This window comes from Sphingopyxis sp., assembly GCF_035686825.1.
Taxonomy (GTDB): domain Bacteria; phylum Pseudomonadota; class Alphaproteobacteria; order Sphingomonadales; family Sphingomonadaceae; genus Sphingopyxis.
In genome coordinates this window covers 333,696-358,056 of record NZ_DASRYZ010000002.1, presented here as the reverse complement: position 1 = coordinate 358,056, position 24,361 = coordinate 333,696, and the positions used below count along the sequence as shown (strand labels likewise).

Here is a 24,361-nt window from a genome sequence, read left to right as displayed (position 1 = left end):
CGCTCCTCTTTCGCTGCGCGGCGCTCAGTCGCGGGGCGGCGTGAGCGCCCAGCGACCGTGCTCGATATGGGTGGTCTTGCCGACAACGCTTTCGACCAGGAATATTTCCCGGACCGTCCATTCGATCGGCGGCATTTTCTGTGCGTTCAGCCGGTCGCCGCGATAGTTGATCGTGATGTGCGGTTCGGGGGTGGTGCCGTCCATGATCGGCGCCTTCGCCGCGAGCAGATGATTCACCAGCGCCTTCTGGAACGCCCGCGCCTCGGCCAGGGACCCACGCGTGCGCAGCGTCACCGCCTTGCGGTTCTCGATCCGGTCGAAGCGGAGCGGAAAGGGCGCCGCGACGAAGCTGTCGAGCGCGGCGACGGTCGCGGGCAGCCACTCGGGCGGCACATGGTGCAGGTCGTAGAGCGAGATGAGCGTGACATGGAGGAGGTCGACCCCGCGCGAAGGGTCGTTGCGCGGCAGCGCGGCGATCTGCGCCTGCACCTCGGGCGGCGGCTTGGCCATGACGTAGAGGGGGTTCCGGGCGCGCATGGGTGGGAGTGTAGCATGGTGTGGGGGTGGGTACGATTGCCCGCTCCGTTCAGGCCGAAATTTGGGGATTTAATAGAATATCACCGTAATCCTAGCGCATCCTTTATGCCGCGATAGCCGTATTCCCTCGTTCCATATCGGATATACGCTGGATTCCCGGCGGCAGAATTTGAATGGTGGAACCGTAAGCCTTTGCCTCGATACATCGCGAGTTATGCAATGTCGATATACGTCGATTGAAAGTGGATTTGCTTGCCTCATCCAACCAATCGAATAGCTCTGATCGCGTTGCTCGGCCGCCGGCGGAAGATAGAAGCACTAAGATCTTCTGATCCAACGATAGATTGTGATCCAAGACACGTCGCACGTCTGTATCAGACCATACAAGCGGCGACGAGTATTGGCTAAGAGAATCAACGATACTTTGAGCTTTGGCCGAAGGAAGGTCATGGGAATGCCGAATGATTTCAGCCACTACCCATTTTGCATTTGCCATAACAACGCTCGCATCCATAAAGCTCGGATCGACGTCGCTCCCTACATGACCGATGTCTCTGGTGTTTCGCACCTCATACAGCGCAGTCAACAGAGGTAGGAGAATGAACCGAAAGCTTTTCGGAAGCGAGCTAACATTCTCCAGCTGTTTACATGCATCTCTGAAGTTCTGTGGCTTCGAGGCTTTTGCTGCATAGGCTTGGTTGGCGATGCCTTGCACGACGCAATATGCGACCTCGCAAAACCGCCCTGCATTCAAGCCGCACGCTCTCCATCTTCCCTCGTTGAAGTTCTGGCCGAGTTCGGAGAACTCGTTGAACAACTCAAGACGCAGGGCATCGGGAAGATCGGGCAGGAGATTTTCTTGTTTCATTCATCCCCCTTTTGAAGCTCTTCAGCTAATTCGCGCGCACGCTTTCGGCCAGGTGCTGTCAACTTGATGTCGTACTGACCACCGCTCTTCGTGTTCATGACAACGAATGATTTTAGGCTCTTCAAGTAGCCTGCGAAATTGGTAGAATCATAGCATCCCTGATCCACGCAAGCATTGCGAATGAGTTCGGAAGGAATAACTTCCTTCCCATCAACATAGTGAGCGAAGAGCGTAAGAAGCGCAACATTTCTGGTTTGTTCAGCTTTACTTTTCCCATTAATTGCCGCGATAATTTTAATTTTTTCGTCTGCCGTGTCGAAGACGTTATCAAACTCAAGCAGCCCCGCTGACGAGGCACTTTTGGGCGCGGTTGTTGCCGCCACTTCGGGCTGCGCCGAACTCTGCGGATGAACAAATGCGGGCGCGGGCTGCTCTATTAGCTTGTCCCACAGATGCATGGCTTCCTTCACAAAAGTTTCGGACCCTTCCGCGCTGAGGCTCGTCGCGCCGTGCTGTATCGAGATTTTTGCCTGATTCATCGGATTCCCTCCTGTTCTCACTTTACGTGGATCGAGTCGGAAATTTTGTCAAGAGCATAAAAAAGGTAATCCTTCAAAGCATATAAAACTTAGGAGATGCAAAGTGCAATGGAATTTCATAATTTTTCGATATTTTCCGATGGTTATGCAAAAAATTCCGTTCTTCCAATTCTTCTCGGTGCGACTGCAACGTCAGAACATGAAATTTACCGTGGCATAGTCAAAAATTCATCGACCGATTTAAGGGCTTTGGGTCACAAATCGAAGAATATTGGATCGTTTTTACGTGTAATCCGTAATCTTATGAAGCCCGCCGCATTGCACCCGTTGCAGGATTCACGCTACCGGGGATCGAGGATGCAGTCGCATCGATCTGATTTCGCCATAATTGGCGAATTTCTATGGATTTTCATTCAACGCTTGCTCAACGGAGCACGGCGTTCTCTACCAGCGGTTCGACGAACCCGCTGGCGGAGCGCTCACGTTGGGCTTGGTATATGGCTGAACTCTCTACGATTGCCACGTTCTGAGAGCAAGAAACCTATTTGATGAAAATATAAATTCTTGAAAATCAATAATATAAATTAGGAGTTTGGGTCGCTTCGATCCGATATCAATTTACGGTTTATCCGTAATCTCTTGATCCCCGCCGCATTGCACCCGTTGCAGGATTCACGCTACCGGGGATCGGGGATGCAGTCGTATCGATCTGATTTCGCCATAATTGGCGAATTTCTATGGATTTTCATTCAACGCTTGCTCAACGGAGCACGGCGTTCTCCACCAGCGGTTCGACGAACCCGCTGGCGGAGCGCTCACGTTGGGCTTGGCAGATTAGTGGGCTGGCTAACGCTGCCGAAGGTGGCGAGTTCAATCATGCTCCCGCCCACCCGCGCCCATATACAGCTCCCGCCCCGTGTCCTCATAGACCTGGCTCATTTCCGCCATGCCTTTCTCCGCCTTTTCGGCGGCGATGAAGCCCGCGCTGTCCTGATTTTGCAGCTTCGCGAAGTCGCGGACTTCCTGGCTGATCTTCATCGAACAGAATTTGGGGCCGCACATGCTGCAGAAATGCGCCGACTTGGCGCCTTCCGCCGGTAGCGTCTGGTCGTGATATTGCTCGGCGGTGTCGGGGTCGAGCGACAGGTTGAACTGGTCGCGCCAGCGGAATTCGAAGCGCGCTTTCGATAGCGCGTCGTCGCGGACCTGCGCGGCGGGGTGGCCCTTGGCGAGGTCGGCGGCGTGGGCTGCCAATTTGTAGGTGACGACGCCGACCTTCACATCGTCGCGGTCGGGCAGGCCCAGATGCTCCTTGGGCGTGACGTAGCAAAGCATCGCGGTGCCGTACCAGCCGATCTGCGCGGCGCCGATGCCGCTGGTGATATGGTCGTAGCCGGGCGCGATGTCGGTGGTGAGCGGCCCGAGCGTATAGAAGGGCGCCTCGCCGCACGCCTCGAGCTGCTTGTCCATATTCTCCTTGATCTTGTGCATCGGGACGTGGCCCGGCCCCTCGATCATCACCTGCACATCCTGCGCCCAGGCGCGCTTGGTGAGCTCGCCGAGCGTGTAGAGCTCGGCGAACTGCGCCTCGTCGTTCGCGTCGTAGATGCTGCCGGGGCGCAGGCCGTCGCCGAGGCTGTAGGCGACGTCATAGGCCTTCATGATCTCGGTAATCTCGTCGAAGCGTTCGTAGAGGAAGCTTTCCTTGTGATGCGCGAGGCACCATTTCGCCATGATGCTGCCGCCGCGCGACACGATGCCGGTCATGCGCTTTGCCGCGAGGGGGACGTAGGGCAGACGGACCCCGGCGTGGATGGTGAAATAGTCGACGCCCTGTTCGGCCTGCTCGATCAGCGTGTCGGCGAAGATTTCCCAGGTCAGGTCCTCGGCGATGCCGCCGACCTTCTCCAGCGCCTGATAGATGGGGACGGTGCCGATCGGGACGGGCGAGTTGCGGATGATCCATTCGCGCGTGTCGTGGATGTTGCGCCCCGTCGACAGGTCCATGACGGTGTCGGCGCCCCAGCGGATCGACCAGACCATCTTGTCGACCTCGCTCGCGACGTCGGACGCGACCGCGCTGTTGCCGATATTGGCGTTGATCTTGACGAGGAAGTTGCGGCCGATCGCCATCGGCTCGCTCTCGGGGTGGTTGATGTTGCTGGGGATGATCGCGCGGCCGCGGGCGACCTCGTCGCGGACGAATTCGGGGGTGACGTAATCGGGGATGCTGGCGCCGAAGCTTTCGCCGTCGCGCTTATATTCGGCGAGGCGCGCGCGGCCGAGATTTTCGCGCTCGGCGACATATTCCATCTCGGGCGTGATGATGCCGCGGCGGGCATAGTGCATCTGGCTGACGTTCTGGCCGGGTTTGGCGCGGAGCACCTTCTTCCTGACGTTGGGGAAGGCGGGGACGCCGCCGCTGCGGTCGGGGCCGAGCTGGCCGTTATCCTCGGGCTTCACCTCGCGCTGCGTGACTTCCTCGACGTCGCCGCGGCCGAAGATCCACTCGCGGCGGAGTTCGGCGAGGCCGGCGTTGATGTCGATGGTGGCGTTGGCGTCCGTATAAGGCCCGCTGGTGTCGTAGACGCGGACGGGGGGCTCGCCCGAATGCGGGTCGAGGTCGATCTCGCGCATCGCGACGCGGATGCCGCTGCCGGTCTGCGCCGCGACATGGATCTTGCGGCTGCCGCGGATCGGGCCGGTGGTGACGCCGATGGGGGTTGCGAATTCGAACTTCGAGTCGATGTCGGCCATGTGCAGTCGCTCCATATCAATGCCGGAGCGAGAATGGGGATTCCGGCTTTCGGAACGCCGACCCTCCCTCCGCCGGTATTACCCGGATCAGGTTCAACGGGTCGCGGGCTGTTCCGCTCTCAACCTGTTTCTGCACACAGGCTCCCCGGGGATGACCGGCTTATAGGCGGCGGGGGGTGCGCTGTCCATTGATGATGGGGACGGCGCGGTGGTAAAAGGCGGCGAGAGGGAGAGGGCCATGCGGATGATCGCGGCGGTGTTGGCGACATTGCTGGTGGCGGCGAGCCCGGCGGCGAGCGTGGACGATCTCGGCTGGCTCGCGGGCGACTGGGTGAGCGAGGAGGGCGAACGCTGGACCGAAGAGCGCTGGACGCCCCCGCGCGGCGGGATGATGCTGGGGCATAGCCGGTCGGGGCGCGGCGAGGCCCTGCGCGAATATGAATTCATCCGCATCGCGCGCGGCGACGATGGCGCGATTTCCTATATCGCGATGCCTGAGGGCGGGGCGCCGGTCGCGTTCCGGCTGGTGCGGCAGGCCAAGGCGCATGGGGCAACGCGCGCGACCTTCGAGAATCCGGCGCATGATTTTCCGCAGCGCATCGACTATGCCCGCGACGGCGATACGCTGACCGCGACGATTTCGGCGATCGACGGGGCGAAGCCGCGCCGCTGGACCTATCGGCGGCGCTGACGGACGAAGGACATCATGGCGGACAAGACGGCGCGGCTCTTCGCGATCATCGACGGCCTGCGCCGCCGCCGGCGCCCGGTGACCGCCGAGGTTCTGGCCGAGGAACAGGGCGTGTCGGTGCGCACCCTCTATCGCGACATCCAGACGCTGATCGCGCTCGGCGCGCCGATCGAGGGCGAAGCGGGGGTCGGCTATGTGCTGCGCGCGGGGTTTTTCCTGCCGCCGCTGATGTTCACCGCCGACGAGCTGGAGGCGCTGGTTTTGGGCGCGCGCTGGGTCGAGGGGCGGCAGGACGGGTCGCTGTCGCGCGCGGCGGGGCTGGCGCTCGCGAAGATCGCCGCGGCGAGCCCCGACGAACTCAAGCAGCGGATCGACGAGGCGGGGCTGTGGCCGGTCAACAGCCGCTGGCGCGAAACCGACGCGCCGCTGCTCGCGACGGTGCGCGAGGCGATGCGCGCCGAGAAGGTGCTGCACATCGACTATGCCGACGAAAGCGGCACGGCGACGGCGCGCGCGATCTGGCCCGCGGCGCTCGCCTATTTCGAAGAGAAGCAGATCATCGCCGCCTGGTGCCTGCTGCGGCAGGATTTCCGCAGCTTTCGCATCGACCGCATCGCTGCGGCGCGGATCGGCGACGAAGGTTTCGGGCGCCGCCGCGCGGTGCTGATGGCCGACTGGTGGCGGCAGAGCGGTTACGATGCCGCCTCCTGACAATATCTGTCAGGGGGGCGGGCTACATCGCTTCGGGTGAAGGGCGCCAAGGACGGCGCCGGCAACCGGAGGATTTGCGATGCTCAAGACCCATCATGGTTCGTGCCACTGCGGCGCGGTCAAGTTCGAAGCCGACCTCGATCTCGAAGCGGGGACGGGTAAGTGCAATTGCTCGATCTGCACCAAGAAGCGCAATTGGAGCGCGCAGATCAAGCCCGACGCCTTTCGGCTGCTGACCGATCCGGCGGCGCTCGCCGACTATCAGTTCGGGTCGAACAGCGCGCATCATGTCTTCTGCAAGACGTGCGGCGTGTCGTCCTTCGGCCATGGCTATGTCGAGGAGATCGGCGGCGCCTATTATTCGGTCGCTATCGCGTGCCTCGACGATCTGACCCCCGCCGAGATGGCGGAGCTGCCGGTGAGCCATATGGACGGCGCGGGCAACAATTGGTGGAACCCGCCGGAGGTGACCGCGCATATGTGAGGAAAGGTAGGCGAATACTCAGAAATCGTCGCCCCCGCGAAGGCGGGGGCCGCTAGCGGCCTTACTCGGCGGCGTCGCGTAAACCGACAAAGGCCCCCGCCTTCGCGGGGGCGACGGCTAGGTTCGTCCGAACCCACCCCTCAACCCGTGCGACGCGCCAGATACACGCCCGCGATCATCAGTGCGATCCCCGCAACGCGCTTCGCGTCGATTGCCGAGCGGATCGCGCCGAACAGGCCGAAATGGTCGATCGTCGCCGCGCTGATCAGCTGGCCGACGAGCACGAAGAAGATCGCGTTGCCGACCCCGAAGCGCGGCGCGATGAAGGTCACCGCGATCGCGTAGAAGGCCATGAAGGCGCCGCCGAAATAGAAATGCGCCGGAATGTCGGACGACAGCCGCACCTGCCCGAGCGAGCCGGTGAAGATCGCGCCGGTGACCGCGATGAGCAGGCCGAGGGTGAAGAGAATCACCGAGGCCGCCATCGGGCTTTCGAGCCGCGCGCCGAGCCCGCCGTTCAGGGCGGCGAGGATCGGAATGCCGACCCCGGTCAGGAACATGATCGTGGCAAAGGCGGGGGCGGCATTGTTCGCGGTCATCGCTGGGTCTCCTTGGCGGCCTGTGCGGCGCGATAGTCGAGGATTGGCAATCCGCCCAATCCCCAATTGGCGGTCTCGACCTCGTCGATGGTGACGACGGTGGTCGCCGGGTTCTTGTCGAGGACGCGCCGGAGCAGATCGGTGACGCCGGCGATCAGTTCGGCCTTTTGTTCGGCCGTCGCCCCCTCGCGGGTGATCTTGATATGGACGTAGGGCATCATGCGGCGCCTTCGGCGGGCCAGCCCGGCATGGCGGGAAAGCCGGGCAGCGCGGCGATCCGGCGGGTCCAGGCATGGATCGCGGGCCACGCGGCGATGTCTATGCCCGCATCGCCCATCAGCGCCAGATAAGGGCTCGCCGCCATGTCGGCGATGGTGAGGCGGCCACCGGCGAGCCAGTCGCGGCGTTCGAGATGCGCGTCGATCACGGGAAGGAACCGCGCGGTGACAGCGGCGGCATGTTCCTCGGCGATGTCGAGGCCGAATTTGCGCGCGAGGCGGAGTGTGGCGGGGCCGTTCGCGATCTCGTTCGCGGCGTGCGAAAGCCAGAGCGCGACCTCGCCGCGTTCTTCGGGCGTACGGCCGTCCCAGTCGCCCGGGCGGTGGCGCGCCGCGAGCAGGACGAGGATCGCCTGGCTGTCGCGCAGGCTGAAATCGCCTTCGACGTAGAGCGGGATCTGCGCCATCGGGGTCAGCGCGCGAAAGGCGTCCGACTGGCGCGCCGCGGCGTCGGTGAGCCGCTCGTCCCACGGCAGGCCGAGGAGGGCGAGCGCGATGCGGACCTTGTGCGTGTTGCCCGACAGCGGCGTGCCATAGAGGGTGATCATTGGGCGTCTCCGGAAGAGGCCGCGCGCAAGGCCGCGATTTCGGCGCGCAGCTGGTTGATTTCGGCCGCCATCGGGCGGACCGCGGCGGAAATCTCGGCCTCGGTGAAGCGCGGGGTAATGTGCTGCGAGCAGTTCCACTCCCAGCCGATCACGTCGATGAAGAAGGCGCGCTCGGGCGTCGCGCGATAACCGGCGGGCATCAGCGCGGTGACCGCGGCGGGATCGTCGGCGAGTTCGACGATTGCCGCATGGCCGACGAGCTTCAGCCGGTCGCGGTTCGGATAGTCCATCAGGAAGAGCGAGACGCGGTCGTTGCCCGTCAGGTTGGCGGTGCTGATATATTGGCGGTTGCCGCGATAGTCGGCGAAGCCGATGCGGTTGCCCGCGATATGGCGGAGGAAGCCCGCGGGGCCGCCGCGATGCTGCATATAAGGCCAGCCGTCGGCGGTGACGCTCGCCATATAGAAGCTGTCGCGGAGCGCGATGTAATCGAGCTCCTTGGCGGTCAGCGCATCGGGGGTGCCGTCGGCGCCGGCGTCCATCTTCACATAGGCGGCGCGCGAGCCATGGCGTTCCTGCAGCGCCTTCACCGCGTCGTTGAACAAAGTGTGCCGGTAATTTCGCGCCATCGTCCGCTCCTTTGCGGGCCCGTCGCTAGAGCATTGCAGCCTGAGCGTTAATCGGCGAAGGTCGAATGAGTTAATTCCGCATAGTGGAACAATCATGGATCGCCTCACCACGCTCGAAATGTTCGTCGCGGTCGCGAGCGAGGGCGGTTTCGCCGCGGCGGCGCGCAAGCTCGGCAGCTCGCCGCCCGCGGTGACGCGCGGGATCGCGGCGCTCGAGGCGCGGCTGGGCGCGCGCCTGTTTCACCGTTCGACGCGCGCGGTCGCACTGACCGATGCGGGCGCGGCCTTTCTGGAGCAGGCGCGGCGCATCCTCGCCGAGCTGGCGGGCGCCGAGCGCGCGTTGCGCGGTGCCGAGGCCGAACCGCGCGGGCAGCTGCACCTGACCGCGCCCGTCATGTTCGGGCGGCTGCATGTTCTGCCGGTCGTGGGCGAGCTGATGGCGCAGCATCGCGACCTCGCCGTGCGCATGATGCTGATCGACCGCAATGTGCGGATCGTCGAGGAGGGGATCGACGTCGCGGTGCGGATCGGACCGCTCGCCGATTCGACATTGAAAGCGAAGCGGATCGGCCGGGTGCGCCAGATGCTCGTCGCGAGCCCCGCCTATCTCGCGCGCCGCGGGGCGCCGGCGGCGGTCGCGGATCTGGTGGGCCACGAGCTGATCGGCACGATGGGGCCGCGCTGGACGGCCGAATGGCAATTCGCGTCGCGGCGCTGGCGGCTCGACGCGCCGCCGCGGCTCGTGCTCAACACCGTCGATAGCGTGCTCGCGGCGGCCGAGGCAGGGCTGGGGATCGCAAATTTGCTGAGCTACCAGCTCGCCGAAGCGATCGACGCGGGGCGGCTCATATCCTTGCTGGCCGACGAAGCGCCGCCGCCGCTGCCGGTCCATCTGCTGTTCGAGCCGTCGCGCGCGGGCTTGCCGTCGGTGCGCGCGTTCGTCGCCGCGATGACGGCACGAATGCGGGCGGCGGGGTTGGATTGAGGGTGGATGGCTGGTTTGGGGTGGGAAGCGGACGTTCCACATAACCGTCGCCCCCGCGAAGGCGGGGGCCGCTGCCGGTTTACCCGGGCGCCGCCGAGTAAGGCCGCTAGCGGCCCCCGCCTTCGCGGGGGCGACGGCTGATTTCGGTCGCTTGCAGGCACCCAACGAAAAAGGGCGGCCCCGTCGGGACCGCCCTTTTTCTTGTTCGCCTTGGCTTAAAGCGTCAGGCTGCCTTGGGCAGCGCCGCCTTTGCCTGCGCGATGATCGCGGTGAACACGCCGCCTTCGTTCATCGCGAGGTCGGCCATGACCTTGCGGTCGAGGTCGATGCCGGCGAGCTTCACGCCGTGCATGAACTGCGAATAGGTCAGGCCTTCGGCGCGGACCGCGGCGTTGATGCGCTGGATCCAGAGAGCCCGGAAGCTCCGCTTCTTGACCTTGCGGTCGCGGTACGCGTACTGGCCGGCCTTTTCGACCGCCTGCTTGGCGATGCGGATCGTATTCTTGCGACGGCCATAATAGCCCTTCGCCTGATCCAAAATCCGCTTGTGCTTGGCACGCGTGGTCGTGCCGCGTTTGATGCGTGACATGGTCTAGCGCTCCTTACTTCAGACCGTAGGGCGCCCAGAGGCGCACATGGGCCACGTCCGAATCGCTGAGCACGCTGGTGCCGCGGTTGGTGCGGATATATTTCGAGTTATGCGAAATCAGGCGGTGGCGCTTGCCGGCGACGCCGTGCTTCACCTTGCCCGAAGCGGTGAATTTGAAGCGTTTCTTCACACCACTCTTGGTCTTCATCTTGGGCATTTTGGTCTCCTTTGAAGTCCGTTTGCGTATCGGCCTGGCAGCCCTTTCAGCCAGCCGACACAATCGGAAGCGGCGCGCTTAGGTGGATTCGCCCGGAAATGCAAGCGTTGTGGGATCAGAAACTCGCGCCGTCGACCTTCTGGACATTCAGCGCGTCGAGATCGGCGCCCGGAACGCAGCGCAGGTTCACCGCCGCCATCTTCGATCCATCGGGGCCGGTGCCCACCGAAAAGCTCTGGCACCCGCACGCGTCGCAGAATTGATGGTCGATATTATGCTTGTTGAACTTGTACGACGTCAGCCGCTCGGCGCCGCTCTCCAGCCGGAACTGGTCGATCGGAACGAAGCTGAGCAAAAAACCCTTGCGTCGGCAGTGCGAGCAGTTGCAGCTCATCGCCGTGTCGGGAATGTCACCCTCGACGCTATAGGTCACCGCGCCGCAGTGGCAGCTGCCTTGATAAGCCATGTCGTCTCTCCTTTCCGGGGTCCCGGCCTCAATGGTGGCAGGCGAGCCCCTCGATCACATCCTCGAGCCGCGCCGGATCGCCGAGCGCGATCACATGCCCCCCGCTGTCGGCGCTGAGCGGGTCGCCGTTCCAGTCGCACATCGTGCCGCCCGCGCCCTCGACGATCGGCGCGAGCGCGGCGAAGTCGTGGAGCTTGAGCCCCGCCTCGACCACCAGGTCGATATGCCCGCTCGCGAGCAGGCCATAATTATAGCAATCGCCGCCGAAGACCATCCGCTTGTGCGACGTCTTCGCCGCGAGCGCCATGAAATGCTCGCCGTCGTGATCGCTGAAATATTGTGGCCCCGTCGTCGCGAGTACCGCGTCGGCGAGGTTGCGGCAGGCGCGCGTGCGCGCCGGGGCGCCGTTGAACAGGGTCGGTTGCCCCAGCGCGCCGACCCAGCGTTCGCCGGCGATCGGCTGGTCGATGATACCGAGGACCGGCCAGCCGTCCTGCAGCAGCGCGATCAGCGTGCCGAAGATCGGGCGGCCCGCCATGAAGCTGACGGTGCCGTCGATCGGGTCGAGCACCCACTGGCGCGAGGCTTCGGGGCGCTCGGCGCCATATTCCTCGCCGATGATGCCGTCGCGCGGCGCCTCGGCATCGAGCAGGCGGCGCATCGCGGCTTCGGCGGCGCGGTCGGCCTCGGTGACGGGCGAGGCGTCGGCCTTGGCCTCGTGGACCCAGTTCGAACGAAAGAGCGGGCGGATCGCTTCGCCGGCGGCGTCGGCGAGGCGGTTGGCGAGGGCGAGGTCGGAGGTGATCGACATGACTTCGCGCTAGCCCAGCGCGGTCCGCGCCGCCAGTCCATGCAGGCCTATTGCGTGCTTTCGAGCTCCCATTTTATCAATTTTACAAATATAATCTAAACTGTAAAATCGGCGTCGTGCCGGGCGATTTTCCTCTCGATCCGATCGTCGCGACCTTCGCGCGCTATGGGCTGCGCAAGGCGTCGATGGAAGATGTCGCCGCGGCGCTCGGCGTGTCGCGGCAGGCGCTTTATCTGCGCTTCGGATCGAAGGGCGCGCTGGTCGAATGGGCGACCAAAGGCTTGGTCGATACATCGCTCGCCGCCGCGCTCGCGTGTATCGAGCAGCCCGCCAAGACGCTCGCCGAGCGGCTGGCCGACGCGCTCGACGCGTGGGTGGGGCGGCATATGGCGGCGCTTCATGCTTCGCCGCATGGCGCCGAAATCATCGCCATGCTCCAGCGCGATCCGCCCGACGCGGCGCGCATGGCCGAACGGCGGCTGGTCGCGGCGATGGCCGAGGCGATCCGGCTCAGCGGCCACGGCTCGGCGGTGTCGCGCGCGGGGAGCATGGCGCAGGCCCTATGCTGGACGGCGCGCGGGCTGGTTCATGCGGTGCCCGATCACGCGGCGTTCCGGCGCCAGCTCGATCATATCGTCGGCGCGCTCGTCGCGCGCTGACGCGGCCCACGAATGCGGCACCGGCCCGCTCCCCCTCCCAGCCTCCCGACATGGTATCCTATGGGAGGCTGGGAGGGGGAGCGGGCCGGTGCCGCCTCTAAGAACGATCAATCGAACAGGCTCGAGACGCTGCTTTCGTCGGCGATGCGCTTGATCGCTTCGCCAAGCAAAGGCGCGACGGTGAGCGCGCGGACCTTGCCGCTGTCGTTCACCGCGTCGGTCGGCATGATGGAATCGGTGATGACGAGTTCGGTGAGCTCGCTCGCATCGACGCGCGCGACCGCACCGCCCGACAGGACGCCGTGGGTGCAATAGGCGACGACGCCCTCGGCGCCCGCGGCCTTCAATGCCGCGGCGGCGTTGCAGAGCGTGCCCGCCGAATCGACGATGTCGTCGATCAGGATGCAGAAGCGCCCCGAAACGTCGCCGATGATGTTCATCACTTCCGATTCGCCGGCGCGTTCGCGGCGCTTGTCGACGATCGCGAGCGGGGCGTTGTCGAGCCGCTTGGCGAGCGCGCGTGCGCGCACGACGCCGCCGACGTCGGGCGACACGACCATCAGATTCTTGCCGCCGAAGCGCGCCTGAATGTCGGCGCTCATCACCGGCGCGGCGTAGAGGTTATCGGTCGGGATATCGAAGAAGCCCTGAATCTGCCCGGCGTGGAGGTCGATCGCGAGCACGCGGTCGGCGCCCGAGGTGGTGATCAGATTCGCGACGAGCTTCGCCGAGATCGGGGTGCGCGGGCCGGGTTTGCGGTCCTGGCGGGCATAGCCGAAATAGGGAACGACCGCGGTGATGCGCTTCGCCGAAGCGCGGCGCAGCGCGTCGTTGATGATCAGCAGCTCCATCAGATTGTCGTTCGCGGGGAAATTCGTCGGCTGGACGACGAACACGTCCTGGCCGCGGACATTCTCGTGGATTTCGACGAAGACCTCCTCGTCGGCGAAGCGACGCACGCTGGTGTCGGTCAGCGGCAGTTCGAGATAGTCCGCGATCGCGCGGGCCAGCGGCAGGTTGCTGTTGCCGGAGATGAGTTTCATAAAGGTGCAAAGCCCTTTCGCGCGGGGTGGGATTGCGCGCCCCCTTAGCCATCACAGGCGGAGAGGGGAAGGGTCTAGTTGCTTGGCCGCCATTGCTCCGGGACCGACGGCGGAATATGGGCAACGCATGACCTCGCCCGAAACGCTCACCATCGTCCTGTCGCAGATGACCCAGACGGTCGGCGACCTCGCCGCGAACGCCGACGCGATGCGCAGCATTCGGGCGCGGCACGCGGGGGCCGACCTGATCCTCTACCCCGAGCTGCAACTGATCGGTTATCCGCCCGAGGATCTGGTGTTGAAGCCCGCGCTGGCCGAGCGCGCGGCGAAGCTGCTCGCCGAGCTCGCGGCCGAGACCGCTGACGGCGGGCCCGCGATGCTCGTCGGTTCGGTCGAGCGGGACGGGGCTGACCTCTACAATATCGTCGCGCTGCTCGACGGCGGGAAAATCGTCGCGACGCGGCGCAAGCACGAACTCCCCAATTACGGCACCTTCGACGAGAAGCGCGTGTTCGCCCCCGGTCCGCTCCCCGACGTGGTCGAATGGCGCGGGGTGAAGCTGGGCCTGCCGATCTGCGAGGATGGGTGGCTGCCGAAGGTCTGCCGGCATCTCGCCGCGCAGGGCGCCGAGCTGCTGATCTCGCTGAACGGCAGCCCCTATGAAATCGACAAGGACGAGCGCCGGCTCAGCCAAGTGTTCGCGAGCCGCGTCGCCGAAACCAAGCTGCCGCTGATCTTCCTCAATCGCATCGGCGGGCAGGACGAGCTGGTGTTCGACGGCTGCTCCTTCGTCCTCAATGACGACGGGACGACCGCGCACCGGCTGACCGACTGGGAAGCCGAGGAGCGGGTGACGCGCTGGACGAAAGGCGCCGATGGCTGGGTGTGCGAAGCGGGCGCGATCGCCGAATGGGAAGCGCATCCCGCCGACATCTACAGCGCGATGATCGTCAGCTTGCGCGACTATGTCGAACGCAACCGCTTTCCCGGCGTCGTGCTCGGCCTGTCGGGCGGAATCGATTCGGCGATCTGCGCCGCGATCGCCGCCGACGCGCTCGGCCCCGACAAGGTCTGGTGCGTGATGATGCCGAGCCGCTTCACCGGGCAGGCGAGCCTCGACGATGCCGCGGGCTGCGCGGCGATGATCGGATGCCGGCTCGACACGATCCCGATCGTCCCCGCGGTCGAAGCCTTCGATCACATGCTCGCGGGCAGCTTCGCCGACAAAGACGTCGACATCACCGAGGAGAATGTCCAGTCGCGCATCCGTGGGCTGACCTTGATGGCGCTCAGCAACAAATTCGGCCCGATGCTGCTGACGACGGGCAACAAGAGCGAGATGAGCGTCGGCTATGCGACCATTTATGGCGACATGGCGGGCGGCTATAATCCGCTGAAGGATGCGTACAAGATGACGGTCTTTGCGATCGCCAAATGGCGCAACGAAAATGTGCCGCGCCTGTCGCGCAACCGCGTCACGCCGGTGATGCCCGACAATATCGTCACCAAGCCGCCGAGCGCCGAGCTGCGCCCCGACCAGAAGGACGAGGACAGCCTGCCGCCTTATGCCGATCTTGACCGCATGCTCCACATGCTCGTCGAGGAGGAAGCGAGCGTCGACGACGTCGTCGCCCGATATGGCTTCGATCGCGACGCGGTGGCGCGGATCGAGCGGCTGCTGATGCTCGCCGAATATAAGCGCCGGCAGGCGCCGCCGGGGGTCAAGCTGTCGACGCGCAATTTCGGGCGCGACCGGCGCTATCCGATCACGCACGGGTTCCGCACAGGATAATCAGGGGGAGGCACAATGGGATTGCTGGGACCGAAGGCGCCGCCCGAACGCGCGGGGCAATTTATCGAGCTGCTGCGGATCACCGTCGCGATCCTGATCCTGATCCACGGCGTCTATCGCCTCGCCGCGGGGCTCGTTGCCCCGTTCGGCATCTGGCTCGACAGCCTCGGCTTTCCATATGGCTATGGCTGGGCGATGGCGGTGACGCTGTACGAGCTTGTCGGCCCGGCGCTGATGCTGACGCGCCGCTGGACCAGCCTTGCCGCGCTCGGCCACGCCGCGATTCTGACGCTCGGCATGATCCTCGTCCACCTTCCCGCCGGCTGGTTCGTCGTCGGCGGCGGGCGCAACGGGATGGAATATAGCGTCATCCTGATCGTCGCGCTGCTCGGCATCGCCTGGGCCTGGTGGCCGGCGCGGCGCAGCGCATAGCTATCGCCGCGCGGGCAAATGCGGCTATAGGCGCGGCGCATGACCGTCATCACCCGCTTCGCCCCCTCGCCCACCGGCAGCCTGCACGTCGGCAATGTCCGCACCGCGCTCCATAACTGGCTGTGGGCGCGCAAGCACGGCGGGCGTTTCCTGCTGCGCATCGACGATACCGACCTCCAGCGGTCGAAGGAGGAATATGTCGAGGGCATTCGCGCCGACCTCGCATGGCTCGGGCTCGACATCGACGGCGAGGAGCGGCAGTCGGCGCGCTTCGCGCTCTATGAGGGCGAGTTCGAGAAACTGAAGGCGGCCGGGCGCGTCTATGCCTGTTACGAGACCCCCGAGGAACTCGATATCCGGCGCAAGATCCTGCTCTCGCGCGGGCTTCCCCCGGTTTACGAGCGCAAGCCCGAAGGCACGCAAGCCCCCGAGGGTATCGCGCCGCACTGGCGCTTCCGGCTCGACCATGATGCGCCGATCGAATGGACCGACATGGTCCGCGGCCCGCAGCATTTCGAGCCGAAGACCATGTCCGACCCCGTCGTGCGCCGCGCCGACGGCAGCTGGCTCTATCTGCTGCCGAGCGTGATCGACGACATCGCGATGGGGATCAGCCATGTCGTGCGCGGCGAGGATCATGTGTCGAACACCGCGGCGCAGATCCAGATGTTCGCGGCGCTCGGCGCGAAGCCGCCCGCATTCGCGCACGAGGCGCTGCTCGTCGGGACCGAGGGCAAATTGTCGAAGCGGCTCGGCTCGCTCGGCATGACGAGCCTGCGCGCGGACGGGATCGAACCGATCGCGCTTGTCGCGCTGCTCGCGCGGCTCGGCACCAGCGACCCGGTCGAACCGGTGACGACGCCCGCGCCGCTGATCGAGAGCATCGACTTCGCGCGCTTCGGCCGTGCGCCCGCGCGCTTCGACGAGAGCGAACTGGCGCTGATTAATCAGAAGATCCTCCACCACACCGACTATGCCGCGGTCGCCGATCGCCTTCCCGCCGCGATCAGCGAGGCGCGCTGGAACGCGATTCGCCCGAATTTGATGACGGTCGCCGAGGCGGCCGACTGGGTGGGGGTGTTCGACGGCCCCTTCGCGCCGCCGCCCGCCGACGCCGCCGACCGGCCGGTGCTCGATGCGGCGGCGAAAGCCGCGCCCTCGATCGATTGGTCGGCGGACCCCTGGCATTCGCTCACCGGCGCGGTGAAGGAGAGGACCGGCGCCAAGGGCCGCGCGCTCTTCCTGCCGCTGCGCCGCGCGCTGACCGCGCGCGATCACGGGCCCGACATGGCCGAACTGCTGCCGCTGATCGACAAGGACGAAGCGGTCGCGCGGCTTTCGGGCGCCTGATCCAAGCCGCTCCAGCCGATCGATGCTTGCTTACCGATCCGCTTGACAAGGTCAGTGATGTTATAATATCACGTGATCCTGACCTGGCCGGTTCGACGGTCAGAACGCCGCGGGGCCGGGTCGACAGGCAAGGAGAGATGCCATGACCTTGATACCCCTGATTTCGGCGATTGTTGCCGCGCCCGAGGCGACCACCGCGCCCGCGGGCGCCCATCAAGCCCTGCAACCGCGCAACAGCTATGGGGCGGGCAACCGCCACCGGCCGGTGGCCGCCGTGCTCGCCGTGGGATTGCCCGCCGCGCTCGTCGTCGCGGTCGCCCTGTCGCCGATGGTCGTCGAGCCCGGGCCGCGGACCATCCCGCTGATCGGCACGATCATCGAGCTGCCAAAGCCCCCGCCCCCGCCCCCAGAGGTCATCGAGGATGCCCAGCCGACGCCGAAAACCTCCTCGGCCAGCGACACCGTCGAGCCGCTCGTCAAGACGGTGCCGCTTGCCCCCGACTATGTGCAGCCGGGGCCTGTGATCGTCGACTTGCCGCGCGTCGATCCCGGCCCGCCGGTGAAGCCGGTCGATCCGCCCGCCCCGCCGAAGCTGGTGCTCGCCGACATCGATCCGCGCTTTGCCGACGCTTTCCAGCCCGAATATCCGGCGCGCGAGCAGCGCGGCGGGATCGAGGGCGTGGCGAAGGTCCGCGTGCTGATCGGCACCGACGGGCGCGTCAAGGCGGTCGAGCTGATCAGCGCCGACAGCCCGGCCTTTTTCGAAGCGACGAAGCGCCGCGCGCTCGCCAAATGGCGCTTCAAGCCCGCGACCCGCGGCGGCGTGGCCGAGGAAAGCTGGAAGGTGATGACCGTCCGGTTCGAGATCCGGAACGCTTGAAGACCCCCACCGACCCCTCCCGGGCGGGCGGCCGATATTGCCGCCCGCCCTTCGCTTTCGCTTGACAGAAAGGGCGAATCCCGCCAAAGGCGCCCGGATATTGGGGGCGGCGCCTCGTGCGCGGCCCTCTATGTTTTTCACACCAACGTCGGGGCCCCTAGTCCCGCCGCATCCATCGGAGCTCCGGCGGATGTGCAGTTATTTCGAGGAACAGGGCCATGGCCAAGCCGACGACCGTCAAGATCAAGCTGGTGAGCACCGCCGACACGGGCTTTTTCTATGTCACGAAAAAGAACCCGCGCACGATGACCGAAAAGATGACGGTGCGGAAATATGACCCGCGTGCGCGCAAGCATGTCGAATTCAAGGAATCCAAGATCAAGTGAGGCATTTCTCCGCGCGCTGAAAGCGCGTGGGTGAGAAATGCGTCATCCCCGCGAAGGCGGGGATCCAGGGCGGCCGCGTGCCGCCCTTTTTGCGTGCCGCGGATCGGCGGCTTTGGGGGGTAGGGAGCGGACGTTCGCTATGACCGTCGCCCCCGCGAAGGCGGGGGCCGTTAGCGGCCTTACTCAGCGGCGTTGCGTAAACCGACTGCGGCCCCCGCCTTCGCGGGGGCGACGGTTAGTTTCGCCCGAAACCCGTCAGAATTGATAAGCGAGCCCACCGCCGAAAAGCCATTGGTCGGCGCTGCCCACGTCCGCGACGATCGGCGATTTGGCGAAGCGCGAGGCGATGCGGCCATATTGCGCGCCGCCGATCAGCGTGAACCCCTTTCGGAGGTCGCCCGACAGCGAATAGGCGCCCGCGATGCCGAGCGTATATTTGCCCGCGGTCGCCTTGCGCCCCGCGCCGTCATAGACGGGGAGCCCGCTCGCGGCGCTGTCTTCGGCGTCGATGTCGTAATAATAGCGGCCGAAGCCCTTGCCGTAGAAATTCACCGAGGCCGAGACACCGATATAGGCGCGTTTCGACAGCGGCGTGCCATAATCGATCGTCGGCGACGCCGTCCAGCTGCCGTGGCGCCCCGAAACATCCTTCGACGCCGACATGCGAAAGCCGAGCTGGTCATATTTGCTGGTGAGAACGCCGGTCTGGGTGACCCCGGCGAACAGCCCGAGCTCGACCGCGACCTTGCGCTTGCCGAGCGCCGCGACCTGCGGATCGTCGATCTTGCCGCTGCGGTCGCCGCGCAGGCTGATCGACGGGCCGAATTTGAAATCGGTCTTTTGCCCCCGCCGCTGGCGGATCAGGTCGACCACGAGATTGGTGCCGCGCGTCGAGAAAGAAAAGCCGCTGACCCGTCCGCGAAAATAGAAGGCGGGCAGCGTGCGGCGATCGTCGGAGCCGTTATATTTCGGCGTGTTCAAAACGCCCACGGCGACCGCGAAATAGTCGCGCGACCATTTGCGTTCGGGGTCGTCGTCCTGCGGCCGCGCGGGGGGCAGCAGGATATTCTCGTCGATCTCGGTGTTCTGGAAATGGGCGGTAGCCTGTTCGTCGTCGCCGGTGGCGAGCGTCGTGTCGCTGATCGCCGGCAGGTCATAGGGAAGCGCGGCATCCTCGGCGGCGGCGGGCGCGGCCAGACCGGCGAGGGCGAAGACGGCAAGAAGAGGGAGCGATCGGGCCGGACGGGCCAAGCGGAACAACAAGGTCAAATCGGGCATAAACATCCGCCTATATTTTCTTTGTCTATACCCCTCTTTACGGGGGTGTAAGTAAACGACGCGCCTTTGCAACGGCTTCGTCTTGCGGAGGCACGCATTTCGCCGCATGTGGCTTTCATGTCACGACGCTCCTTCGCCGCTCTCATATTCCCCCGCTCCGTCATTGGTTCCCTTGGGCTGCCCCGGATTCGCCCGGCATGAGCCGGATTCCGCGCCTGATCGGCTATGGCTTCATGGCCGCCTCCGCGCTGCTGGCGGCGGTGATGAAGAAGGAGGGCGTCGAGACGGTCGGGCCGCTGCCCGCGGTCGCGGTGGCGCTTTTTCTCGGCATGGTCGGGGTGATGCTGGTGTTCACCGACCTGATGGTGCGCGGGCTCTATGCGCAGGTCGATGCCGCCAAACGGCGCGAGGAAGAGGGCGAACCGAGCGAGCGCGACTGATCCCTTTTCGTTCGACACTATCGGCGGTTACCAGTATGACAGCGCGATGACCGATCGTCCGCATACGCCGCTGCTCGACACGGTGGATGTCCCCGCCGACCTCCGCAAGCTGAAGCCCGAAGACCTCCGCCAGTTCGCCGACGAATTGCGCGCCGAGATGATCTCGGCGGTCGGCACGACGGGCGGGCATCTGGGGTCGGGGCTCGGCGTCGTCGAGCTGACCACCGCGCTCCACTATGTGTTCGACACGCCGCGCGACAAGATCGTGTGGGATGTCGGCCACCAATGCTATCCGCACAAGATCATCACCGGGCGACGCGACCGCATCCGGACGCTCAGGACCGGCGGCGGGCTCTCGGGCTTCACCAAGCGCAGCGAGAGCGAATATGATCCGTTCGGCGCGGCGCACAGCTCGACCTCGATCAGCGCCGCGCTCGGCTTCGCGGTCGCGAACAAGCTGACCGGCGCGCCGGGACGCGCGATCGCGGTGATCGGCGACGGGTCGATGTCGGCGGGCATGGCCTATGAGGCGATGAACAACGCCAAGCAGGCGGGCAACCGGCTGATCGTCATCCTCAACGACAATGACATGTCGATCGCGCCGCCTGTCGGAGGGCTTTCGGCCTATCTGGCGAAGCTCGTGTCGTCGCGGCCGTTCGTCGAGCTGCGCGAGATCGCGCGGCGCTTTGCGCGCAAGCTACCCGAGCCGCTGCACAAGGCGGCGAAAAAGACCGACGAATATGCGCGCGGCATGGCGATGGGCGGGACGCTCTTCGAGGAACTCGGCTTCTATTATGTCGGGCCGATCGACGGGCATAATCTCGAACATCTGATCCCGGTGCTCGAAAATGTCCGCGACAGCGAGCATGGCCCGGTGCTGATCCACGCGGTGACCAAGAAGGGCAAGGGCTATGCCCCCGCCGAGGCCGCCGCCGACAAATATCATGGCGTCCAGAAATTCGACGTCATCACCGGCGAGCAGGCCAAGGCGCCTCCCGGACCGCCTGCCTATCAGAATGTCTTCGGCGAAACGCTCGCGAAGCTTGCCGAGAGTGACGAGCGCATCGTCGCGATCACCGCGGCGATGCCGTCGGGGACCGGGATCGACAAATTCGCGAAGGCGCATCCCGAGCGCAGCTTCGACGTCGGCATCGCCGAGCAGCATGCGGTGACGTTCGCGGCGGGGCTCGCCGCCCAAGGCATGCGCCCGTTCGCGGCGATCTATTCGACCTTCCTCCAGCGCGCCTATGATCAGGTCGTCCACGACGTCGCGATCCAGAATCTGCCGGTGCGTTTCGCGATCGACCGCGCGGGGCTCGTCGGCGCCGACGGCTCGACGCACGCCGGCTCGTTCGACGTCACTTATTTGGCGACCTTGCCCAATTTTGTCGTGATGGCGGCCGCCGACGAGGCGGAACTCGTCCATATGACCTATACCGCCGCCGAATATGATGCCGGCCCGATCGCCTTCCGCTATCCGCGCGGCAACGGCACCGGGGTGGCGCTGCCCGCGGTTCCCGAGAAGCTTCCGATCGGCAAGGGGCGGGTCGTGCGCAGCGGCAAGACCGTCGCGATCTTCTCGCTCGGCACGCGGCTCGCCGAGGCGCTCAAGGCAGCCGACACGCTCGAAGCCCGCGGGCTGTCGACGAGCGTGATCGACCTGCGCTTCGCCAAGCCGCTCGATGAGGAGCTGATTCGCAAGACGCTCGCCGCGCACGAGGTTTGCGTGACGATCGAGGAAGGCAGCATCGGCGGGCTCGGCGCGCATGTGCTGACGCTCGCGAGCGACGAGGGGCTGATCGACGCGGGGCTGAAACTGCGCACGATGCGCCTGCCCGACGTCTTTCAGGACCAGGACAAGCCCGAACTGCAATATGACGCGGCGGGGCTCAACGCGCCGCAGATTGTCGACACGGTGCTGAAGGCGCTGCGCCACAACAGCGCGGGGGTCGAGGAAGCGGGCGCGCGCGCTTGAACGGCTGGTGGTTCGCCGCTGGCTGCGTCGGACTATATCTGCTGTTGTGGGTTTTCACGGCCCGAAAATGGAAAATTCAGGCGCTCGCGTTGGTCGAACGACGGCCGAATCCGGGCCGGGAAGAATTTCTCGCCACGCTCGCCGCCGATTGCGAGCCGGATATCGCCGAGTTCGTCTGGACCATATTCACCGAAGAATATTCCCATTGGGGTGTCGAGCTCACGCCGCATCCAGATGACGATTATCTGGAAGACATGCCGATCGATCCGGAAAATCAGAGCGACTGGTTCGGCGATTTCTGCAAGGCCTTTGCAGTGAGTTACGATGATTTCCCCGACTGGCCGCGGGACGCTGCGACGACGGTGCGCAATTACGCCCGCTGGCTGTCGGACGGCCGTCGGTTGCTGGCGCGGTCGGCGGCATGAACTTCTTCAACCTCCTGCAATCGCTCGACGAGCTGCTGTACGAGGTGATGTCGTGGCTGGTCTTTTATCCGATCACCTTGTGGCGCACGCTCGTGCACCCGCTCAAGATGATGGATTATTCGGACAGCGAGCAGGGCGATGCGAGCGACCAGCAATATACCGACACGCTGAGCCCGCCGCTGTTCCTGCTCTTGTCGCTGATCATCGTCCACGCCGCCGAGATCGCGCTGGTCGGCAATGACGCGGTGGTCGCGAGCAAGGTCGGGCTGTCGGCCTTCGTCAGCACCAACACCGACCTGATCATGCTGCGCATCGTCACCTACAGCCTGTTTCCGGTGATGATGGCGACGCGGATGGTCCGCGCGCAGACATTGCAGGTCAACCGCGACACGCTGCGCGCGCCCTTTTACAGCCAATGCTATGTCGCCGCGGTGCTGGCGATGATGCTGGGGAGCGCGGTGATCCTGATCAAGCTCGCGCACGACTGGTCGGTGCTTGCGGGCGGGGCGCTCGTGCTTTTCGCGCTGCTCTGGTTCGGCTTTTTGCAGACCGCCTGGTTCAACCAGCATCTGAAATGCGGGCGCCTCAGAGCGTTCGGCCACGCGTCGCGCGCGATGGTCGAAAGCCTCGCCGCGATGTTCCTGCTGTCGAGCCTGTTCAGCTAGCCAACGGGGACGATCGTCGCCTGCGCGATCGCGCAGCGGCGCGGTTCCTCGCCTTCGCTTTCGGCCCAGACGTCGGCGCGGACGATCGCCTGCCGCTTGCCCGCCTTGACCACGCTGCCCTTGGCGCGCAGCCGGCTGCCCTGCGCGGGGGCGAGGAAGTTGATCGTATAGCTGCCGGTGACGACGTCGCCGATGACGCTCGACGCCGCCCAGGCGCAGGCATTGTCGGCCATCAGCCCGACGATCGCGCCATGGGCATAGCCGTGATGCTGGGTCATGTCGGGGCGGAGCGCGAGCAGCAATTCGGCCTCGCCATCGAAGCAGCGCAGCGGTTCGACGCCGAGGAAGGCGGTAAAGCCCGACGCATCGACCGCGACGCTTTTCATATAGGCGACAGCCTCGTCGTTGCTGGCAAAGCGGTGTCCGCGCATGATCCATCCCTTTAAGTCTGCAATACAGACTTATTGCCGCTTGCATCGTGATGGCGTCAAGTCTTAAATCCAGACTTATGAAGGATTATGTGCCCTCGCGTTCGCCCTGCGCCGTCGGCCGCGCGTCGCGGCTGCTCGGCGACCGCTGGGTGCTGCTGATCCTGCGCGAAGCGTTTCTGGGGATCGATCGTTTCGAGGATTTCCTCGGCCGGCTCGACATTTCGCGCGCCGCGCTGACCTCGCGGCTCGGCTGGATGGTCGCGGCCGGGGTCCTCGAGCGGGTGCCGCCCGAGGGCAAGCGCGCGCTGTACCGCCTCACGCCCGCGGGCGAGGCGCTGCGCCCCACCTATGACGCGATCAAGGCGTGGGGCGACATATGGCTGCCGCGCCGGGCAAAAGAAAACGGCCCGGGCGATGCCGGGCCGTCGATCTATTGAAATCCGAGGGCTGGCTCAGGCGCCCGGGATCGAGGCCTGCGCGTCGCGGCCGTCGCCTTCGGGGGCGGCGAGGATGTCGCGGACGACGAGGCCCTTGTCGACGACCTGCGTGCCGGGGCTGCCGACCGCGCTGCGGATGCCGGGGTCGGCGCGCTGGCCGTCGGCGGCGCCGATGATCTGCGTCTCGCTCGCGCTGCGCTGCGACGCGCCGCCGAAGAGCGCGCGCAGCGTCTGTTCGGCGGTCGATTCGCCGCCGGGGCGCGCGGTGCCCGGCGCGGGCGGGGTCAGCGCGAAATCGGGCGGCACGACGAGCGGCGCCTGACGCGACACCATCATCTCGTCGGGGCGGTCGCGGCTGAACAGGCTGTTCGACCCGCAGGCCGACAGGGTGGTGGCAAATATCGAGGCTGCCAGGATGGCGGTGGTCCGGTTCACGTCAAAAAACTCCTATGCGCCCCG

Annotated in this window: 31 protein-coding genes and 1 riboswitch; of the genes, 15 read left to right on the top strand and 16 right to left on the bottom strand. The window is 65.3% G+C overall.

Annotated features, from left to right (window positions below):
- Window positions 1-24 precede the first annotated feature (24 nt).
- From VFG17_RS03015 to thiC, 4 genes are all read right to left on the bottom strand, one after another.
- Window positions 25-537: a 2'-5' RNA ligase family protein gene (locus VFG17_RS03015; RefSeq protein WP_325027978.1), complete on the bottom strand. Its 513-nt coding sequence runs from the start codon at window positions 535-537 to the stop codon at window positions 25-27.
- A gap of 103 nt (window positions 538-640) precedes the next feature.
- Window positions 641-1,405, bottom strand: coding sequence for a hypothetical protein (locus tag VFG17_RS03010; protein WP_325027977.1), 765 nt, complete (start codon window positions 1,403-1,405; stop codon window positions 641-643).
- Window positions 1,402-1,944, bottom strand: a complete 543-nt coding sequence (locus VFG17_RS03005) for a hypothetical protein (protein WP_325027976.1) — start codon at window positions 1,942-1,944, stop codon at window positions 1,402-1,404. The genes VFG17_RS03010 and VFG17_RS03005 overlap by 4 nt, the downstream gene beginning before the upstream one ends.
- Before the next feature lie 870 nt (window positions 1,945-2,814).
- Window positions 2,815-4,701, bottom strand: coding sequence for a phosphomethylpyrimidine synthase ThiC (thiC, locus tag VFG17_RS03000; protein WP_325027975.1), 1,887 nt, complete (start codon window positions 4,699-4,701; stop codon window positions 2,815-2,817).
- A gap of 47 nt (window positions 4,702-4,748) precedes the next feature.
- Window positions 4,749-4,859: riboswitch (TPP riboswitch) on the bottom strand.
- Between the two features lie 80 nt (window positions 4,860-4,939).
- Between thiC and VFG17_RS02995 the strand changes: the two genes are divergently transcribed.
- From VFG17_RS02995 to VFG17_RS02985, 3 genes are all read left to right on the top strand, one after another.
- Window positions 4,940-5,392, top strand: a complete 453-nt coding sequence (locus VFG17_RS02995; RefSeq protein WP_325027974.1) for a DUF6265 family protein — start codon at window positions 4,940-4,942, stop codon at window positions 5,390-5,392.
- A gap of 15 nt (window positions 5,393-5,407) precedes the next feature.
- Complete coding sequence (locus VFG17_RS02990; protein WP_325027973.1) at window positions 5,408-6,103, top strand: YafY family protein; 696 nt, start codon at window positions 5,408-5,410, stop codon at window positions 6,101-6,103.
- Window positions 6,104-6,182: 79 nt separating this feature from the next.
- A complete protein-coding gene (locus VFG17_RS02985; protein WP_325027972.1) occupies window positions 6,183-6,587 on the top strand; it encodes a GFA family protein in 405 nt (134 codons plus the stop codon).
- 140 nt (window positions 6,588-6,727) lie between these two features.
- Here the strand turns inward: VFG17_RS02985 and VFG17_RS02980 are convergent, their stop codons facing one another.
- The 4 genes from VFG17_RS02980 to VFG17_RS02965 are packed head-to-tail and all read right to left on the bottom strand — an operon-like array spanning window position 6,728 to window position 8,641.
- On the bottom strand, window positions 6,728-7,186 hold the full coding sequence (locus VFG17_RS02980; protein WP_325027971.1) for a DMT family transporter: 459 nt from the start codon (window positions 7,184-7,186) through the stop codon (window positions 6,728-6,730).
- The gene (locus tag VFG17_RS02975; RefSeq protein ID WP_325027970.1) at window positions 7,183-7,404 is read right to left on the bottom strand and encodes a 4-oxalocrotonate tautomerase family protein; all 222 of its coding nucleotides are present in this window, start codon (window positions 7,402-7,404) and stop codon (window positions 7,183-7,185) included. Before VFG17_RS02975 ends, VFG17_RS02980 begins: the two co-directional genes overlap by 4 nt.
- Window positions 7,404-8,012 (bottom strand): glutathione S-transferase, encoded by a 609-nt coding sequence (locus VFG17_RS02970; RefSeq protein ID WP_325027969.1) that lies wholly within the window; start codon window positions 8,010-8,012, stop codon window positions 7,404-7,406. The genes VFG17_RS02975 and VFG17_RS02970 overlap by 1 nt, the downstream gene beginning before the upstream one ends.
- Window positions 8,009-8,641 (bottom strand): pyridoxamine 5'-phosphate oxidase family protein, encoded by a 633-nt coding sequence (locus VFG17_RS02965; RefSeq protein ID WP_325027968.1) that lies wholly within the window; start codon window positions 8,639-8,641, stop codon window positions 8,009-8,011. The genes VFG17_RS02970 and VFG17_RS02965 overlap by 4 nt, the downstream gene beginning before the upstream one ends.
- Before the next feature lie 94 nt (window positions 8,642-8,735).
- On the opposite strand from VFG17_RS02965, the gene VFG17_RS02960 reads away from it, so the two are divergent.
- The gene (locus tag VFG17_RS02960) at window positions 8,736-9,626 is read left to right on the top strand and encodes a LysR family transcriptional regulator (protein WP_325027967.1); all 891 of its coding nucleotides are present in this window, start codon (window positions 8,736-8,738) and stop codon (window positions 9,624-9,626) included.
- A 223-nt stretch (window positions 9,627-9,849) separates the two neighbouring features.
- Here VFG17_RS02960 and rplT read toward each other — a convergent pair whose 3' ends face one another.
- From rplT to hisN, 4 genes are all read right to left on the bottom strand, one after another.
- Window positions 9,850-10,215 carry a 50S ribosomal protein L20 gene (gene rplT, locus VFG17_RS02955; RefSeq protein ID WP_037555450.1) on the bottom strand — a complete coding sequence of 122 codons (366 nt, stop codon included), beginning with the start codon at window positions 10,213-10,215 and terminating at the stop codon, window positions 9,850-9,852.
- Window positions 10,216-10,228: 13 nt separating this feature from the next.
- Window positions 10,229-10,432 carry a 50S ribosomal protein L35 gene (gene rpmI / locus VFG17_RS02950; protein WP_088439780.1) on the bottom strand — a complete coding sequence of 68 codons (204 nt, stop codon included), beginning with the start codon at window positions 10,430-10,432 and terminating at the stop codon, window positions 10,229-10,231.
- A gap of 115 nt (window positions 10,433-10,547) precedes the next feature.
- Window positions 10,548-10,898 (bottom strand): GFA family protein, encoded by a 351-nt coding sequence (locus VFG17_RS02945; protein WP_325027966.1) that lies wholly within the window; start codon window positions 10,896-10,898, stop codon window positions 10,548-10,550.
- A gap of 28 nt (window positions 10,899-10,926) precedes the next feature.
- The gene (gene hisN / locus VFG17_RS02940) at window positions 10,927-11,709 is read right to left on the bottom strand and encodes a histidinol-phosphatase (protein ID WP_325027965.1); all 783 of its coding nucleotides are present in this window, start codon (window positions 11,707-11,709) and stop codon (window positions 10,927-10,929) included.
- A 116-nt stretch (window positions 11,710-11,825) separates the two neighbouring features.
- Between hisN and VFG17_RS02935 the strand changes: the two genes are divergently transcribed.
- Window positions 11,826-12,368 (top strand): helix-turn-helix domain-containing protein, encoded by a 543-nt coding sequence (locus VFG17_RS02935; RefSeq protein ID WP_325027964.1) that lies wholly within the window; start codon window positions 11,826-11,828, stop codon window positions 12,366-12,368.
- 107 nt (window positions 12,369-12,475) lie between these two features.
- Here VFG17_RS02935 and VFG17_RS02930 read toward each other — a convergent pair whose 3' ends face one another.
- On the bottom strand, window positions 12,476-13,411 hold the full coding sequence (locus VFG17_RS02930; RefSeq protein WP_325027963.1) for a ribose-phosphate pyrophosphokinase: 936 nt from the start codon (window positions 13,409-13,411) through the stop codon (window positions 12,476-12,478).
- A 127-nt stretch (window positions 13,412-13,538) separates the two neighbouring features.
- On the opposite strand from VFG17_RS02930, the gene VFG17_RS02925 reads away from it, so the two are divergent.
- From VFG17_RS02925 to rpmG, 5 genes are all read left to right on the top strand, one after another.
- Window positions 13,539-15,203 carry an NAD+ synthase gene (locus VFG17_RS02925; protein ID WP_325027962.1) on the top strand — a complete coding sequence of 555 codons (1,665 nt, stop codon included), beginning with the start codon at window positions 13,539-13,541 and terminating at the stop codon, window positions 15,201-15,203.
- 15 nt (window positions 15,204-15,218) lie between these two features.
- Window positions 15,219-15,635, top strand: a complete 417-nt coding sequence (locus tag VFG17_RS02920; RefSeq protein ID WP_325027961.1) for a DoxX family protein — start codon at window positions 15,219-15,221, stop codon at window positions 15,633-15,635.
- A gap of 39 nt (window positions 15,636-15,674) precedes the next feature.
- On the top strand, window positions 15,675-16,985 hold the full coding sequence (gene gltX, locus VFG17_RS02915) for a glutamate--tRNA ligase (RefSeq protein WP_325027960.1): 1,311 nt from the start codon (window positions 15,675-15,677) through the stop codon (window positions 16,983-16,985).
- Window positions 16,986-17,127: 142 nt separating this feature from the next.
- Window positions 17,128-17,865 (top strand): TonB family protein, encoded by a 738-nt coding sequence (locus tag VFG17_RS02910; protein WP_325027959.1) that lies wholly within the window; start codon window positions 17,128-17,130, stop codon window positions 17,863-17,865.
- Window positions 17,866-18,083: 218 nt separating this feature from the next.
- Window positions 18,084-18,251 carry a 50S ribosomal protein L33 gene (gene rpmG, locus VFG17_RS02905; RefSeq protein WP_325027958.1) on the top strand — a complete coding sequence of 56 codons (168 nt, stop codon included), beginning with the start codon at window positions 18,084-18,086 and terminating at the stop codon, window positions 18,249-18,251.
- A 255-nt stretch (window positions 18,252-18,506) separates the two neighbouring features.
- Here the strand turns inward: rpmG and VFG17_RS02900 are convergent, their stop codons facing one another.
- Window positions 18,507-19,529, bottom strand: coding sequence for a MipA/OmpV family protein (locus VFG17_RS02900; protein WP_325027957.1), 1,023 nt, complete (start codon window positions 19,527-19,529; stop codon window positions 18,507-18,509).
- A gap of 197 nt (window positions 19,530-19,726) precedes the next feature.
- Here VFG17_RS02900 and VFG17_RS02895 point away from each other — a divergent pair, with 197 nt between their 5' ends.
- Genes VFG17_RS02895 through VFG17_RS02880 form a run of 4 tightly spaced genes read left to right on the top strand, consistent with a single transcriptional unit; the run spans window position 19,727 to window position 23,034 of the window.
- A complete protein-coding gene (locus VFG17_RS02895) occupies window positions 19,727-19,969 on the top strand; it encodes a hypothetical protein (RefSeq protein ID WP_325027956.1) in 243 nt (80 codons plus the stop codon).
- Between the two features lie 46 nt (window positions 19,970-20,015).
- Window positions 20,016-21,944 (top strand): 1-deoxy-D-xylulose-5-phosphate synthase, encoded by a 1,929-nt coding sequence (gene dxs / locus VFG17_RS02890; protein WP_325027955.1) that lies wholly within the window; start codon window positions 20,016-20,018, stop codon window positions 21,942-21,944.
- Window positions 21,941-22,369, top strand: coding sequence for a hypothetical protein (locus VFG17_RS02885; protein WP_325027954.1), 429 nt, complete (start codon window positions 21,941-21,943; stop codon window positions 22,367-22,369). Before dxs ends, VFG17_RS02885 begins: the two co-directional genes overlap by 4 nt.
- Window positions 22,366-23,034, top strand: a complete 669-nt coding sequence (locus VFG17_RS02880; protein WP_325027953.1) for a hypothetical protein — start codon at window positions 22,366-22,368, stop codon at window positions 23,032-23,034. The genes VFG17_RS02885 and VFG17_RS02880 overlap by 4 nt, the downstream gene beginning before the upstream one ends.
- On the opposite strand, the gene VFG17_RS02875 is transcribed toward VFG17_RS02880, so the two are convergent.
- Window positions 23,031-23,465 (bottom strand): PaaI family thioesterase, encoded by a 435-nt coding sequence (locus VFG17_RS02875; protein WP_325027952.1) that lies wholly within the window; start codon window positions 23,463-23,465, stop codon window positions 23,031-23,033. The two genes, VFG17_RS02880 and VFG17_RS02875, sit on opposite strands and share 4 nt — an antisense overlap.
- A gap of 89 nt (window positions 23,466-23,554) precedes the next feature.
- Between VFG17_RS02875 and VFG17_RS02870 the strand changes: the two genes are divergently transcribed.
- Entirely contained in the window at window positions 23,555-23,902 is a 348-nt protein-coding gene (locus VFG17_RS02870; protein ID WP_325027951.1) for a helix-turn-helix domain-containing protein, read from the top strand.
- Window positions 23,903-23,917: 15 nt separating this feature from the next.
- Here the strand turns inward: VFG17_RS02870 and VFG17_RS02865 are convergent, their stop codons facing one another.
- Window positions 23,918-24,337, bottom strand: a complete 420-nt coding sequence (locus tag VFG17_RS02865; protein WP_325027950.1) for a DUF3035 domain-containing protein — start codon at window positions 24,335-24,337, stop codon at window positions 23,918-23,920.
- Between the last annotated feature and the right edge of the window lie 24 nt (window positions 24,338-24,361).

Excerpts from the sequence above, each read along its gene's own strand:
- VFG17_RS03015 (WP_325027978.1), bottom strand. The coding sequence starts at position 537 with ATGCGCGCCCGGAACCCCCTCTACGTCATGGCCAAGCCGCCGCCCGAG.
- VFG17_RS03010 (WP_325027977.1), bottom strand. The coding sequence starts at position 1,405 with ATGAAACAAGAAAATCTCCTGCCCGATCTTCCCGATGCCCTGCGTCTT.
- VFG17_RS03005 (WP_325027976.1), bottom strand. The coding sequence starts at position 1,944 with ATGAATCAGGCAAAAATCTCGATACAGCACGGCGCGACGAGCCTCAGC.
- thiC (WP_325027975.1), bottom strand. The coding sequence starts at position 4,701 with ATGGCCGACATCGACTCGAAGTTCGAATTCGCAACCCCCATCGGCGTC.
- VFG17_RS02995 (WP_325027974.1), top strand. The coding sequence starts at position 4,940 with ATGCGGATGATCGCGGCGGTGTTGGCGACATTGCTGGTGGCGGCGAGC.
- VFG17_RS02990 (WP_325027973.1), top strand. The coding sequence starts at position 5,408 with ATGGCGGACAAGACGGCGCGGCTCTTCGCGATCATCGACGGCCTGCGC.
- VFG17_RS02985 (WP_325027972.1), top strand. The coding sequence starts at position 6,183 with ATGCTCAAGACCCATCATGGTTCGTGCCACTGCGGCGCGGTCAAGTTC.
- VFG17_RS02980 (WP_325027971.1), bottom strand. The coding sequence starts at position 7,186 with ATGACCGCGAACAATGCCGCCCCCGCCTTTGCCACGATCATGTTCCTG.
- VFG17_RS02975 (WP_325027970.1), bottom strand. The coding sequence starts at position 7,404 with ATGCCCTACGTCCATATCAAGATCACCCGCGAGGGGGCGACGGCCGAA.
- VFG17_RS02970 (WP_325027969.1), bottom strand. The coding sequence starts at position 8,012 with ATGATCACCCTCTATGGCACGCCGCTGTCGGGCAACACGCACAAGGTC.
- VFG17_RS02965 (WP_325027968.1), bottom strand. The coding sequence starts at position 8,641 with ATGGCGCGAAATTACCGGCACACTTTGTTCAACGACGCGGTGAAGGCG.
- VFG17_RS02960 (WP_325027967.1), top strand. The coding sequence starts at position 8,736 with ATGGATCGCCTCACCACGCTCGAAATGTTCGTCGCGGTCGCGAGCGAG.
- rplT (WP_037555450.1), bottom strand. The coding sequence starts at position 10,215 with ATGTCACGCATCAAACGCGGCACGACCACGCGTGCCAAGCACAAGCGG.
- rpmI (WP_088439780.1), bottom strand. The coding sequence starts at position 10,432 with ATGCCCAAGATGAAGACCAAGAGTGGTGTGAAGAAACGCTTCAAATTC.
- VFG17_RS02945 (WP_325027966.1), bottom strand. The coding sequence starts at position 10,898 with ATGGCTTATCAAGGCAGCTGCCACTGCGGCGCGGTGACCTATAGCGTC.
- hisN (WP_325027965.1), bottom strand. The coding sequence starts at position 11,709 with ATGTCGATCACCTCCGACCTCGCCCTCGCCAACCGCCTCGCCGACGCC.
- VFG17_RS02930 (WP_325027963.1), bottom strand. The coding sequence starts at position 13,411 with ATGAAACTCATCTCCGGCAACAGCAACCTGCCGCTGGCCCGCGCGATC.
- VFG17_RS02925 (WP_325027962.1), top strand. The coding sequence starts at position 13,539 with ATGACCTCGCCCGAAACGCTCACCATCGTCCTGTCGCAGATGACCCAG.
- VFG17_RS02920 (WP_325027961.1), top strand. The coding sequence starts at position 15,219 with ATGGGATTGCTGGGACCGAAGGCGCCGCCCGAACGCGCGGGGCAATTT.
- gltX (WP_325027960.1), top strand. The coding sequence starts at position 15,675 with ATGACCGTCATCACCCGCTTCGCCCCCTCGCCCACCGGCAGCCTGCAC.
- VFG17_RS02910 (WP_325027959.1), top strand. The coding sequence starts at position 17,128 with ATGACCTTGATACCCCTGATTTCGGCGATTGTTGCCGCGCCCGAGGCG.
- rpmG (WP_325027958.1), top strand. The coding sequence starts at position 18,084 with ATGGCCAAGCCGACGACCGTCAAGATCAAGCTGGTGAGCACCGCCGAC.
- VFG17_RS02900 (WP_325027957.1), bottom strand. The coding sequence starts at position 19,529 with ATGCCCGATTTGACCTTGTTGTTCCGCTTGGCCCGTCCGGCCCGATCG.
- VFG17_RS02895 (WP_325027956.1), top strand. The coding sequence starts at position 19,727 with ATGAGCCGGATTCCGCGCCTGATCGGCTATGGCTTCATGGCCGCCTCC.
- dxs (WP_325027955.1), top strand. The coding sequence starts at position 20,016 with ATGACCGATCGTCCGCATACGCCGCTGCTCGACACGGTGGATGTCCCC.
- VFG17_RS02880 (WP_325027953.1), top strand. The coding sequence starts at position 22,366 with ATGAACTTCTTCAACCTCCTGCAATCGCTCGACGAGCTGCTGTACGAG.
- VFG17_RS02875 (WP_325027952.1), bottom strand. The coding sequence starts at position 23,465 with ATGCGCGGACACCGCTTTGCCAGCAACGACGAGGCTGTCGCCTATATG.